This window comes from Micromonospora sp. NBC_01405, assembly GCF_045040155.1.
Classification (GTDB): Bacteria; Actinomycetota; Actinomycetes; order Mycobacteriales; family Micromonosporaceae; genus Micromonospora.
Window position 1 is genome coordinate 3,211,522 of the sequence record NZ_CP109532.1, and the last position, 13,508, is coordinate 3,225,029.

Genomic DNA, 13,508 nt, shown 5'->3' on the forward strand with positions numbered 1-13,508 from the left:
AAAGAGGGTGTGGCGTGGACGTATCTCGCGCAGAGTGGCACAAGAGCACGCGCTCTGGATCGTCTGGTAGCTGCATCGAGGTGGCTGGCAACCTGCCCAAGATCATGGTCCGAGACAGCAAGGACCGGCATGGCTCCATGTTGTCCTTTACCGCAGGCCCGTGGGCCAGCTTTGTCCGGGATGTAAAGGCTGGCAGGTTCGACACCTGAGTGCGTGCTGATGACGCCAGTGTGTAGAGGCATGCGTGGATCTACGGCCAGCGGCCAATGGGAGGGCCCGGCAGGTCACAGAGGGTGAGGAGGGTCTGTGCGGCCGGTACCGCAAGTTGTCGAACCAAATCGCCCGCTCCTGGCCGTTGTCCTCCGGCAGCGACAAGGTCAGCGACCTGCGTCGTAGGCATGCCCGATTCTACGTAGAGGTCCGGGTATCGACGAGCAAGATTGATGCCCAGAAGCGCCAGACCGCCGGCAAGCCCGTATCCGACGAGACCCAGCGGAAGCTGTCGGCGCTGGTGGCATCGTCGACGGCCTCTGGCTTCGATCAAGCGGCTGCTGGTGCGATACAAGTACCCGCCGGACAAGCAGCCCGAGGCAATCCGCCTGGTCCTCGTGCAGATGGAGGCACTGGAACAGCGCTCTGTTGTACAAAGGACCGCGGGCTGACCAGGGGCCGCTTTTAGGGGATTGACGTGTGGGCGACGATGGGTTGATGACCGGACGGCGAGCAGTACTCGCGGTGACCTTCCTACTTCTGACGGGCATGGGGGGAATCTTGGCGACCATGACATGGCAGCAGGCCGGCCAGTGGGCATCGGTCGCTTCGGGTATGGCTGGGCTGGCTGCGGTCGGAGTAGCGATCTGGGCAGCGCTGCCTGGTTCGAAATTCGGGGCGCGGGCCTCGCGTACGGGTACGGCGACTGTGCGGGGCCTCGGTATGGCCAACACGGGCATCATGGGCCCGGCCTCGAACCTGGCCGAACCGGCCGTCGCTGAACACACCGGTGCGGCTGAAGTTGGTGAGGGCGAGGCGAACACTGCCATCCGACGTCTCTGAGTTGGCCGCAGCGATAGGAAGGACCACGATGCTGGGTGGGCCGAAGGCACGGGTGGACGCCAGCGGATCGGCGACCACTACCTACGGCGTGGCCAACACCGGGATTATCCAAGGTGATGTCAGCATGACTGTGGTACTGCCGGTGCGCTCGGCGTATCGGCAGCAGGTGCAGCGCATCGCCCCGAGTCGGTTGCAGGGCCGTGAGCAGGAGCTGAACGAGCTGGCTGAATTCTGCATTGGCGACCACGAGCGCTCATACATGTGGTGGCGGGCACCGGCGTGGGCGGGCAAGTCAGCGCTAATGTCCTGGTTTGTGCTGTACCCACCGCCCGGCATCCGGGTGGTGTCGTTCTTCGTCACCGCCCGCCTAGCCAGCCAAAACGACCGGGGTGCGTTCACCGATGTGCTGCTAGAGCAACTGCTCGACCTGCTCGACCAACCGCTGCCGGCGTACCTGACGGAGGCCACCCGCGAAGCACACCTGCTGGGCTTGCTCGAACAGGCCGCGATGGAATGCCAGCAGCATGGTGAGCGGCTGGTGCTGCTCGTTGACGGCCTAGACGAGGACACGGGTACCGACACACACAGCATCGCCGCGATGCTGCCCGCCCGGCCGCCGATGGGTATGCGTGTGATCGTGGCGGGACGGCTCAACCCGCCCGTACCATCAGAGGTGTCCATAGATCATCCGCTTCACGATGCGGCAATCGTGCGAAATCTTGCGTCCTCCCCATACGCGGCAGCGGTGCGCCGCGATGCGGAACGCGAACTTAGGCGCCTTTTGACTGGCAGCGAGTCCGAGCAGGATCTGCTCGGACTGATCACTGTCGCTGGTGGAGGGCTGTCGGTAGGAGATTTAGCCGAGTTGATGAACTGCCGGCAGTGGCAGGTTGAAGAGCATTTGGGTGCTGTACCAGGACGTACCTTTGACTGCCGCCCAGGCCACTGGAACGCCAGCATGCAGGTGTACGTGCTCGGCCACGAAGAACTGCAGCGGCAAGCGACGCAACGGCTGGGTGACGGCCGGCTGCAGACCTATCGCCAGCGGCTGCACACCTGGGCCGACGACTACCACACCCAGGGCTGGCCGGTCGGAACACCGGAATACTTGCTGCGCGACTATCGCCACATGCTGCAGGCGTCTGAAGACCTGGCGAGGCTTATCGTCTGCGCGCTCGATGCGGCCCGCCACGACCGGATGCTCCAATACACGGGTGGTGATGTTGCGGCGATAGAGGAGATCAATGCCGTACAGGACGCGATCCTTGCTCAGGCCGAGCCGGACCTGCTTGCCATGTGTCAACTCGCCGTGCACCGCGAGAGTTTGATTCAACGCAATACCAATATCCCTCTCGCATTACCGAAGCTCAGGGCAATCTTGGGCGACGTCAGCAGGGCTGAGGCGATGGCCCAATCGATCACCGATGTGAATCACCGAGCGGTGGCAGTGGCACTCTTGGTGCCGACGGTAGCAGCGGCGGGTCATTATGATCGTGCCCAGGAGTTGGCCTGTTCAATTCCGTCGCCTCTGTTCATTGAATCGAGTCTCCAGGCGCAAACTCTTGCCGGATTGGTGGAGACGTTGGCGAGGGTCGGTGACTATACTCGGGCCGATAGTCTCACCCAAGATATTGATAGTCCATTTTGGCGCGATAAAGCGCACGCCGTGCTGGCGATCGAGCTGGCACGAGCGGGTCAGATTGGTATAGCTGAGAGTCGAATTCGAGTCATTTCCAATCCCTATTGGCAGGCGCAGGCGTTTGGTGTGCTGGCTCGCACGGTAGCGTCCGCTGGCGTCGCCGACCAGGCGGAGGCCCTAGCCGCCCATGCCGCAGAGGTTGCCCGCACCGTTGTCGATAGCGCTGATCGGGCGCTGGTGCTAGGATTGCTGATGCGGTTCGCCGCCGAAGAAGTTGACGTCGATCAATCAAGAGTCGAATCCTTGGCAGCAGCTGTAGAGAGCGAAATCAGATCGATTACTGATCCGCTTTCGCAGGTGATCACCCTGACTAAGCTGGTGCCATTGCTAATCAAAGCGGGGCGTCATGCTCGCATCAATCCCCTGCTAAGACAGGCGGAAGTCGTTGCTCGGGGGATAACCGAAGCGAGCAAGCGTGACGAGGCGTTGAGCGCGCTAGCGCCAGTCGTGGCGACTATCGGTGATCATGACAAGGCGGAGGAACTCGCCCGTTTAGTCGCCGGTTCGTATAGTCGAGCGAGTGCGCTGATTGCGCTAACATCAGCTCTGGTTGCTGAAGGTAATTACGATCGGGCTGAGGCATGCGCCCGTACGATTACAGATCCTCATAGGCAGGCGAAGGCATTGGGAAAGATCGTGCCAGCCCTTGCCAAGGCTGGCAAGCAGCAGCAGGCCAAAGAGATACCCCGGCGCGTTACGGATGTGGCGCATCGAGCAGAAGTGCTGACAGAATGGGCGCTGGCCCTAGCCGCAGACGGCGACCATGCCCGAGCGGCGACTCTTGCAGAGCAGGCGGAACATTTAGCCCGATCACGCAGTAATTTAAAGGAGCAAGCGGATGTGTTGAGCACGTTAGTTTCGGCACTGGCCGTAGCAGGTGATAATGGACGTGCTGCCGCCATTGGTGAACTGGCCGGCGCTCTGGCGAGGTCCATCACTAGCGATTCCAATCGGACGCAAGTCCTGAAGAGGCTGGTGCCGGTATTACTGTCGTCTGGTAATCATGATCTGGCGGAGAGCCTGGTTCGAGTTGCACCAAATTCTCGCGAACGCGTGACTATGTTGATAGAGGTGATGGTCGCGCTGGCTAATCGGGGGGACCGCAGCCGGGCCATGGGACTGGTTGAACAAATTGAAGCGGCGGTTGGTGCTATTACCGTTTCCTCCTCGCGTAGGATGGCACTGACGCAACTCATCACGCAGCTCGGCCAAATGGGTGAGTATGATCGCGCCTCAGTCTTGGTTGACTCCTTGGAGGAATCCTATTTACGCGAAAAGGCCTTGAACGGCCTTGTGCAAATAGCAGTCGACGTTGGTGAATATGGGAAGGCGGAGGCCTTGGCGAAATCATTGACCAGCGAGTCTAGTCAAGCTAATGCGCTGACCTCTCTGATGAAAGGGCTTGTCCGAGGGGGGCAGGTTGATCGCGCTGAGGTTATGGCATGCTCACTTAGAGGCACATACCGAGACAGAATTCTCGTTCAGTTGACAACGGAACTCGCAGATGTCGGGCGACATGATCGAGCAGATGCCGTTGCGCGATTAATCTCGAATCCAGATCGGCAGTCCCAGGCGCTGATTATGTTGGCGCAAAAAACGGAGCCACCACATGCGCGGTTGCTGATAGCCCAAGCGTTACGGCGTACATCTTGGGCGGATTCCTTGGAGGTGCTCGCGCGGTTGCATCCGGACGCTGTATATGCCGTGGCAGACGGCTTCTTGCACGCCGCTGGGGTGCGGCAGCCCGATCAAATCGGGTTGCAGGAAGAAGACTGCATTCAGGATATGGTATGAAATGGTTTTGCGAACGTCTCATGGAAAATGAGGCGGTTGAAGGATGAGGGATGCTCGAATACTGGCAGTGGCGGTTTGGCTGAGAGCGGGTTTGGTATGTGGGTTGGTCGGGCGTGTCGCATAGCGGGTCCGGTCGATGAGCGTGACTCGGTCGGTAGGCAGGCGTGGATCGCGCGTGACGGTGCCCCCGATCGATTTCCCGCCCCGGTAGACCGTGTATGCGCACTTCACGCGGCTCAACAGGCGGGGCGTGACCGAGCGAATCCTGACCGAACTGCAGGAGGATATCCGCCTGGCCGGATGGGTCGCCCGCGGCGGCATGCTTGGCCGTCTCACTCGTGGCAGACCCGCCAGCCGCCAACAACGCCGCACCTTCAACGCGCCCGATCAACGCAGATGTGAAACACCTTCTTAGTACGACTTGTCCTGCCCCAGCACATGCTGCGCCACGAAGTTCAGGATCATCTCCCGGCTCACCGGCGCGATCCGCCCCGCCCGCACCGCCCCCAACAGCGTCGCCACCCCGTACTCCGTCGTCATCCCCGCCCCACCCAACGCCTGCACTGCGGTATCCACGGCGAGCGCGGCGGCCTCCCCGGCCGCGTACTTGGCCATGTTCCCGGCCACCCCGGCCTCCAGGTCCCGCCCCGCGTCGTACAGCGTCGCCGCCTTGTGGATCATCAGCCGGGCCAGCTCCACCTGCACCGCAGCGTGCGCGAGCGGGTGCGACACCCCCTGGTGTGTGCCGATGCTCCGGCCGCCCCAGACCTTTCGCGTAGCCGTGTACTCGGTGGCCCGCTCGATGGCGTACCGGCCGGTGCCGACGCCCATCGCCGCGACCGTGATCCGCTCCGGGTTCAGGCCGGCGAACAGCGCGGGCAGGCCGGCGTCCAGCGAACCGCCGACCAGGGCGTCGGCGGGCAGTCGCACCTCGTCGAGGTAGAGCAGGAACTGGTTCTCCGGGGAGACGATCTCCATGTCCAGCTTGGACCGGGTCAGCCCGGCCGCGTCGGTCGGCACCACGAACAGGGCCGGCTTGAGCTTTCCGGTGGCGGCGTCCTCGGTGCGGGCCACCACCAGCACGTACTGCGCCTCGTCGACGCCCGAGATGTAGCACTTGCGGCCCGAGAGCAGCCAGTCGTCGCCGTCGCGGCGGGCCACCGTGCCGAGGCGGTGGAAGTTCGACCCGGCCTCCGGCTCGGTGATCGCGAAGACCACCTTGAGGGTGCCGTCGGCCATGCCGGGCAGGAAGCGCTCGCGCTGGTCCTCGGTGCCGTGCTTGGCGATCACGGTGGCGACGATGGCGGGGGAGACCACGAGCAGCAGCAGCGGGCATCCGGCGGCGGCCAGTTCCTCGCAGACGATGGCCAGCTCGGTGATGCCGCCGCCTCCGCCGCCGTACCCGGTGGGGATGTTGACGCCGAGGTAGCCGAGCCGGCCGGCCTCGTCCCACAGCTCGGTGGTGTGCTCGCCGGCCTTAGCCTTCTCGACGAAGTAGCCGTGGCCGTACTTGCGGCCCAGCGCCCGGACGGCGTCGCGGAGCTGGTCCTGTTCGGGGGTGAGGTCGAAGTTCATCGGGGGGCCTCCTCGGGGTTGACCACGGCCAGCACGGCCCCCGTGTCGACCTGGCCGCCGGCCGGCACCGGTAGTTCGGCGACCACGCCGTCGGTCGGGGCGAGCACGGGGTGTTCCAGCTTCATCGCCTCCAGGGTCAGGAGCAGGTCACCGGCGGCGACCCGCTGACCGACCTCGACATGCACCCGGGCCACCGCGCCGGGCAGCGGCGCGAGCAGCGACCCGGCGGCCAGCTCCACGGTGGGCAGCGGGAAGCGCGGCAGCTCGGCCAGGCTCGCCGCCCCGTCCGGGCCGTCCACGAAGACCGCCGACCCCACCCGGTGTACGCGGAAAGCGCGCCGCACCCCGTCGACGTCGAGCACCGCCCGATCCGGGGTGGCCCCGACGAGAGTGACTGTCGGGGCAGCGTCCCCGATCACCGGCTGCGTCGACCACTCGGCGAGCGTGCCCGCGCGGTCCAGCCGGTACCGGACCTCGATCTCGCCGTCCGGGCCGGTGAACCGGGTGACCTGCGGGAACGCCGGCACGTTGCGCCAGCCCGAGGGGAGCCCGGCGAGCACCGTTGCCGTCGAGCGGCGGGCCGCCGCCGAGGCGAGCGCGGCGGCGAGGGCCGCCAGCGGCACCCCGTCGGGCGGCAACAGCGGGGCGAACACCCCGTCGTGCCGGTCCAGGAAGCCGGTGTCCACCTCGGCGGCGCGGAACTCGGGGCTGCGCAGCACCCGTACCAGCAGGTCGCGGTTGGTGGTCACCCCGTGCAGCTCGGCCCGGGCCAGCGCGCCGGCCAGCAGCCGGGCCGCCTCCGCGCGGGTCGGGGCCCAGGCGACCAGCTTGGCCAGCATCGAGTCGTAGTGCACGCCGACCGTCGAGCCGTCGACGACGCCCGAGTCGAGCCGCAGCCCGCGCGTCGGGGCGAACTCGCCCGCCACGCCGGGGACCGCGAACCGGTGCAGGGTGCCGGTGGCGGGCCGGTAGCCCTCCGCCGGGTCCTCGGCGCAGAGCCGCACCTCGATCGCGTGGCCGGTGACCGGCGGGGTGGCCGCCAGCGGCAGCGGCTCGCCCTCGGCGACCATCAGTTGCAGGCGGACCAGGTCCAGGCCGGTGACCGCCTCGGTGACCGGGTGCTCCACCTGGAGGCGGGTGTTCATCTCCAGGAAGAAGAATGCCCCGTCGGGCGCGAGCAGGAACTCGACCGTCCCCGCGCCGACGTAGCCGACCGCCCGGGCGGCGGCGACCGCCGCTTCGTGCAGCCGCTCGCGCACCCCGTCGGGCAGGACAGCCGGGGCCTCCTCGACGATCTTCTGGTGCCGGCGCTGGATCGAGCAGTCCCGCTCGCCGAGGGCCAGCACCGTGCCGTGGCTGTCGCCGAAGACCTGCACCTCGACGTGCCGGCCCCGCTCGACGTACCGCTCGACGAAGACCGTGCCGTCGCCGAACGCCCCGGCCGCCTCGCGCCGGGCCGACGCCACCGCCTCGGCCAGGTCGGCGGCCTCCCGGACGATGCGCATGCCCCGGCCGCCGCCCCCGGCGGACGCCTTCACCAGCACCGGGAAGTCGGTGATCTCGTCGGCGTCGGTCCAGGTGGGCAGCATCGGCACGCCCGCGTCGGCCAGCAGCGCCTTCGCCGCCATCTTGTCGCCCATCGCGGCGATCGCCTTGGCCGGCGGGCCCACCCAGGTCAGGCCCGCGTCGGTCACCGCCGCCGCGAACTCGGCGTTCTCGGCGAGGAAGCCGTAGCCCGGGTGCACGGCGTCCGCGCCGGACTTCCGGGCCGCGTCGAGGATCAGGTCGATCCGCAGGTACGTCTCGGCGGGCGTGTTCCCCGGCAGGCGTACGGCCTGGTCGGCCTCGGCGACGAACGGCGCGTCCGCGTCGGCGTCGGAGTGCACGGCGACCGTCTCGACGCCCAGCATCCGGCAGGTGGCGAGGACCCGCCGGGCGATCTCGCCCCGGTTGGCGACTAGCAGTCGGGTGATCATGAGTGGCAGCCCCCTAGTGGCGGAAGACGCCGAAGCCGTCGGCGCCCCTCACCGGTCCGTTGTGGATCGCCGACAGGCACAGCCCGAGGACGGTACGGGTGTCCCGGGGGTCGATCACCCCGTCGTCGTAGAGCCGGCCGGACAGGAACAGCGCCCCGGACTGGGACTCGATCTGCTGCTCGACCATCATCCGCATCGCGGCGTCGGAGTCCTCGTCGTACTCGCTGCCCCGGGCGGCGGCGGCCTGCCGGGCCACGATCGACAGCACCCCGGCCAACTGCGCCGGCCCCATCACCGCCGACTTGGCGTTCGGCCAGGTGAACAGGAACCGTGGCTCGTACGCCCGCCCGCACATGCCGTAGTTGCCGGCCCCGTACGACGCGCCCAGGTTGACCGTCAGGTGGGGGACCTTCGAGTTCGACACCGCGTTGATCATCAGTGCGCCGTGCTTGATGATGCCGCGCTGCTCGTACTCCGTTCCCACCATGTAGCCGGTGGTGTTCTGCAGGAAGACCAGCGGGGTGTCGGAGGCGTTGGCGAGCTGGATGAACTGGGCGGCCTTCTGCGCCTCCTCGCTGAACAGCACGCCCCGGGCGTTGGCCAGCACCCCGACCGGGTACCCGTGCAGCTCGCCCCAGCCGGTCACCAGGGCCGTCCCGTACGCGGGCTTGAACTCGTCGAACTCGCTGCCGTCGAGCACCCGGGCCAGCACCTCGCGCGGGTCGAACGGCACCTTCAGGTCGGCGCTGGCGACGGCGAGCAGCTCCTCCGGGTCGTACTTCGGGGGCTGCGGGACCGGGTTGCGCGGCGGCGGGCCCTGCTTACGCCAGTTGAGCCGGCGGACGCACTGCCTCGCCAGCCGGATGCCGTCCCGCTCGTCCTCGGCCAGGAAGTCGGCCAGGCCGGACGTGGTGGCGTGCATGGCCGCGCCGCCGAGGGACTCGTCGTCGGTGACCTCGCCGGTGGCCATCTTCACCAGCGGCGGCCCGGCCAGGTAGACCTGCGACCGGTCCCGGATCATGATCACGTGGTCGGACATCCCCGGCACGTACGCGCCGCCGGCCGTGGCGTTGCCGAAGACCACGCTGACCGTGGGGATGCGCTCGGCCGAGAGCCGGGTCAGGTCGCGGAACACCCGGCCACCCGGGATGAAGATCTCCGCCTGGGTGGGCAGGTCAGCGCCGGCGCTCTCCACCAGGTTGATCATCGGCAGCCGGTTGGTGAGGGCGATCTCGCCGGCCCGCCGGGTCTTCGCCAGCGACCACGGGTTCACCGCGCCGCCGCGTACCGTCGGGTCGTTGGCGACGATCAGGCACTCCACGCCCTCGACCACCCCGATCCCGGTCACCACGCTGGCCCCGACCGGGAAGTCCGTCCCGTACGCGGCGACCGTCGACAGCTCCAGGAACGGGCTGTCCGGGTCGAGCAGCAGCTCGATCCGCTCCCGGGGGAGCAGCTTGCCCCGCCTGTGGTGCCGGGTCACGTACTTCTCGCCGCCGCCCGCGCGGGCCCGGTCGAGGGCCGCGTCCAGCTCGGCGAGGCGTTCCAGCAGCGCCTCCCGGTTGGCGACGCAGGCCGGCGAGGACGGGTCGAGCGCGCTGTCCAGTGTGGTCACAGGCCCATGCCCTTCGCGATGATCTCGTTCATGATCTCGGTGGTTCCGCCGCCGATGCCGAGGATGCGGGCGTCCCGGTAATGCCGCTCCACCTCGGCTTCGCGCAGGTAGCCGTACCCGCCGTGCAGTTGCAGCGAGGCGTCGACGACGAAATCGCAGGCGGCCACCGCGACGTTCTTCGCCATCGCCACCTCGGTCACCACCGGCTCCCCGGCGGCGACCCGGGCGGCCACGTCGTGCACGTACGCGCGGGCCGCCTCGGCACGGGTGTGCATCTCGGCCAGCCGGTGCCGGATCAACTGCCGGCTGGCCAGCGGCCGGCCGAACGTGGACCGGTCCCGGCACCAGCCCACGGCCAGCTCGACGCAGCGCTGCGCGGTCGCGTACGCCTGGGTGGCCAGCGACAGCCGCTCGGCGGCGAAGTGCTGCACGATCGCCAGGAATCCGGTGTTCTCCTCGCCGATCCGGTTGGCCACCGGCACCCGCACGTCGGTGAACGCCAGCTCGGCGGTGTCCGAGCAGTGCCAGCCGAGCTTCTCCAGCCGCCGGCCGACGCTGAACCCGGGCGTGCCCTTGTCGATCACCAGCAGGGTGAGCTCCCCGCTGCCGGGGAAGCCGGTGCAGACCGCCGTGGTCACGAAGTCCGCCCGTACGCCGCTGGTGATGTAGGTCTTCGACCCGTTCACCACGTAGTGGTCGCCGTCGCGGCGGGCGTGGGTGCGGATCGCCGCGACGTCCGACCCGCCGTCCGGCTCGGTGATGGCCAGCGCGCCGATCATCGCCCCGTCGAGCGTGGGCCGGACGTACCGGTCGACCAGGTCGTCGTCGCCGGAGGCCACCATGTGCGGCAGCGCGATGCCGTGCGTGAACAGCGCCGCGACCAGCCCGGACGAGCCACCCGAGCGGATGATCTCCTCGGTCACGACGATCGAGTCGAGCAGGTCGCCGCCGCTGCCGCCGACCTTCTCGGGGAAGCCGATGCCGAGCAGGCCGAGCCTCGCGGCGGTGGCGTGCAGCCCCCGGGGCACCTCGCCGGCCCGTTCCCAGCCGTCCAGGTGCGGCAGCACCTCCTTCGTGACGAACGCCCTGGTCAGCTCACGTAGCTGCCGCCGTTCCGGGGTGTCCACGATGCTCACCGGGCCACCTCCCCGGCCGGCCCGGCGCTCCCGGCCGGCGGCCCGGCACTCCCGGGCGGCCCGGTGGGCAGGTCGGCCGGCAGATCGACCACGCGGGAACGGAGCAGCTCGCCGAGCGCCTTCGCCTGCGGATCGAACCGGGTGGAGGCGGCCACCCCCTGCCCCAGCAGCCCCCGGACCACGAAGTTGACCGCCCGCAGGTTCGGCAGCTCGTACCGCTCGACGGTCAGCGGGGCCGTCTCCGGCAGCAACTCGGCCAGCCGCTCGACGGTCAGCCAGCCGCACAGCCACGCCCAGGTCCCGTCGGTGCGGGCCCAGACGCCCAGGTTCGCGTCGCCGCCCTTGTCGCCCGAGCGCGCCCCCACCAGCTCGCCCAGCGCCCCCCGCCGGGTGGCGCGCGACGGACCGCCCCCGGCCGGCGGCCGGTGCCGCGCCGGGCCCACCGGCGTACCCGTCACGGGCGGCGGTGCGATCGGGACCCGCTCGCCGGACGGGAGGACGGCGACGTGTTCGACCCCGCCCTGCGGCACCGCGTCGGCGGTGAACACCCCGTACGGGGTTGCGTCGCCGGGCAGCGTGGTCAACGTGCAGCCCGGGTAGGAGGCCAGCGCCAGCTCCACCGCGGCGGCCGAGAACGCCCGCCCGGCCCGCGCCTTGTCGCCGTCGCGCAGGTGTACGTGCAGCAGCGCGCTCGCCGCCTCCGTGTCGCCCACGTCCGGGTGGTCGGTGCGGGCCAGGACGAACTCCAGCCCGTCCGTGCCGACCGCCGCCTCGACCTGACCCCGGACCAGGGCAGCCTTGGCCGGGATGTCCAGCCCGCACAGGACGAACGTCATCGAGTTGCGGAACCCGCCGAGGTTGTTCACCCCGACCTTGAGGGTGTCCGGCGGAGGGGTGCCCCGGACCCCGGTGACCCGGACCCGGTCCGGGCCGTCCGCGATCAGTTCGACGGTGTCCAGCCGGGTCACCACGTCCGGGCCCAGGTAGTCCGGGCCGCCCACCTCGTACAGGAGTTGGGCGGTGACCGTCTCCACGGTGACCGCGCCGCCCGTGCCGGGGTGCTTGGTGAGCACCGACGAGCCGTCCGGGTGGATCTCCGCGATCGGGAAGCCGGGGCGGTGGCCGCCGTCCGGCAGTTCGGTGAAGAAGCTGAAGTTGCCGCCGGTGACCTGCGCCCCGCACTCGATCAGGTGCCCGGCGACGGTCGCCCCGGCCAGCGCGTCGAGGTCGCCGCGCCCCCAGCCGAACCGGGCGATCGCCGGCCCGACCGCCAGGGACGCATCGGTGACCCGGCCGGTGACCACCACGTCCGCCCCGGCGTCGAGACAGGCGGCGATCCCGAACGCCCCCAGGTACGCGTTCGCGGTGAGCGCGTCCGGGCGGGCGAGGGCGTCGCCCTCGACGTACCCGATCCGGGCGGTGAGCCCGAGCCGGCCGGCGAGCATGCCGATCGCGGCGGCCAACCCGGCGGGGTTCAACCCGCCGGCGTTGGTCACGATCCGCACCCCGCGCTCCAACGCGGTGCCGAGGCAGCCCTCCAGCTGGCGCAGGAACGTCTTCGCGTACCCGAGGCCGGGGTCGCGCAGCCGGTCCCGACCGAGGATCAGCATGGTCAGCTCGGCCAGGTAGTCGCCGGTCAGCACGTCCAACTCACCGCCGTCGAGCATCTCCCGCCAGGCGGTGGACCGGTCGCCGTAGAAGCCGGACGCGTTGCCGACCCGCAGCGGCGCGGTCACGCCGTCGCCCCCGCGCCGCGCGGCCCGCCGGGCGGCGCCGTCGGCCCGGGGGAGGCGGCCGACCCGGCCAGCGGCTCGCGGCCCGCGCCCGGCGGGCCGGCGAACGCCTGCGCCACGTCGAGCCACTCGTCGGCGACCGGCCCGACGGCGACCAGGGCCAGGTCGGCGCGGTGCCGGCGCTGCGTGACCAGCAGGCAGAAGTCGCGCGCCGGCCCGGTGACCCGGTCGGCGGCGTCCGCCGGGCCGTGGGCCCAGGTGCCGCCGCCCGGCGCGGCGAGTTCCAGCCGCACCGGCGCCGTCGGCGCCGCCCGGCCGTGGGCCGCGAAGCCGTGCCCGAGGGTACGGAAGCCGAGGTGCGCGACGTGCCGGAGCCGGGCGGTCGGGGCCCGGTTGACACCGAGCGCGTCGGCCACGTCCTCGCCGTGCGCCCAGGTCTCCATGATCCGGGCGGTGGCCATCGAGGTGGCCGACATCCGGGTGCCGTACCAGGGCAGCTTTTCCCCGGCCGGGACGGCGACGAGGGCCTCGACCAGCGCGGCGCGGCCCGCCCGCCAGCGGGCCAGCAGCTCGGCCGGCGGGGCGAGGAACTGCTCCGCGCCGTCATCGACCAGCCGGGTCGGGTCGGGGGCCGAGGTGACCGAGGCGAAGAACGCCCCGGGGTCGGTGGCGGCGAGCAGGGCGACGTGGTCGGTCCAGGCCAGGTGGGCGAGCTGGTGGGCGACCGTCCAGCCGGCGGCCGGGGTGGGTCGCGCCCAGTCGCCCGCCGGCAGGGGGGCGACCAGGGCGTCCAGCTCCCCGGACTCACCGGTCAGGTCGGCGAGCAACTGCGTGAGCAGGTCCGTGCGGTCGACCATGGGACCTCCAGGGCTGGTTCGGGCCGGGCCTCGGGGGCCCAGGGCTGGTTCGGGCCGGGCCTCGGCGGCC

General features: G+C 69.6%; 9 protein-coding genes. 3 read left to right on the forward strand and 6 right to left on the reverse strand.

Going from position 1 to position 13,508, the window contains the following annotated elements:
- The first annotated feature begins 14 nt into the window (after positions 1–14).
- From OG559_RS13610 to OG559_RS13620, 3 genes are all read left to right on the forward strand, one after another.
- Positions 15–209 carry a DUF397 domain-containing protein gene (locus OG559_RS13610; protein WP_405115680.1) on the forward strand — a complete coding sequence of 65 codons (195 nt, stop codon included), beginning with the start codon at positions 15–17 and terminating at the stop codon, positions 207–209.
- Positions 210–443: 234 nt separating this feature from the next.
- On the forward strand, positions 444–662 hold the full coding sequence (locus OG559_RS13615) for a type I restriction enzyme endonuclease domain-containing protein (RefSeq protein WP_405115682.1): 219 nt from the start codon (positions 444–446) through the stop codon (positions 660–662).
- Positions 663–1,219: 557 nt separating this feature from the next.
- Positions 1,220–4,546, forward strand: coding sequence for a hypothetical protein (locus OG559_RS13620; RefSeq protein ID WP_405115684.1), 3,327 nt, complete (start codon positions 1,220–1,222; stop codon positions 4,544–4,546).
- A gap of 411 nt (positions 4,547–4,957) precedes the next feature.
- Here the strand turns inward: OG559_RS13620 and OG559_RS13625 are convergent, their stop codons facing one another.
- Genes OG559_RS13625 through OG559_RS13650 form a run of 6 tightly spaced genes read right to left on the reverse strand, consistent with a single transcriptional unit; the run spans position 4,958 to position 13,438 of the window.
- Positions 4,958–6,121: an acyl-CoA dehydrogenase family protein gene (locus OG559_RS13625; RefSeq protein ID WP_405115686.1), complete on the reverse strand. Its 1,164-nt coding sequence runs from the start codon at positions 6,119–6,121 to the stop codon at positions 4,958–4,960.
- The gene (locus OG559_RS13630; protein ID WP_405115688.1) at positions 6,118–8,097 is read right to left on the reverse strand and encodes a biotin carboxylase N-terminal domain-containing protein; all 1,980 of its coding nucleotides are present in this window, start codon (positions 8,095–8,097) and stop codon (positions 6,118–6,120) included. The genes OG559_RS13625 and OG559_RS13630 overlap by 4 nt, the downstream gene beginning before the upstream one ends.
- 13 nt (positions 8,098–8,110) lie before the next feature.
- On the reverse strand, positions 8,111–9,712 hold the full coding sequence (locus OG559_RS13635) for an acyl-CoA carboxylase subunit beta (protein WP_405115690.1): 1,602 nt from the start codon (positions 9,710–9,712) through the stop codon (positions 8,111–8,113).
- Complete coding sequence (locus OG559_RS13640) at positions 9,709–10,848, reverse strand: acyl-CoA dehydrogenase family protein (protein WP_405115692.1); 1,140 nt, start codon at positions 10,846–10,848, stop codon at positions 9,709–9,711. The genes OG559_RS13635 and OG559_RS13640 overlap by 4 nt, the downstream gene beginning before the upstream one ends.
- A complete protein-coding gene (locus tag OG559_RS13645; RefSeq protein WP_405115694.1) occupies positions 10,845–12,584 on the reverse strand; it encodes an acyclic terpene utilization AtuA family protein in 1,740 nt (579 codons plus the stop codon). Before OG559_RS13645 ends, OG559_RS13640 begins: the two co-directional genes overlap by 4 nt.
- Positions 12,581–13,438, reverse strand: a complete 858-nt coding sequence (locus tag OG559_RS13650) for a TIGR03084 family metal-binding protein (RefSeq protein ID WP_405115696.1) — start codon at positions 13,436–13,438, stop codon at positions 12,581–12,583. Before OG559_RS13650 ends, OG559_RS13645 begins: the two co-directional genes overlap by 4 nt.
- Between the last annotated feature and the right edge of the window lie 70 nt (positions 13,439–13,508).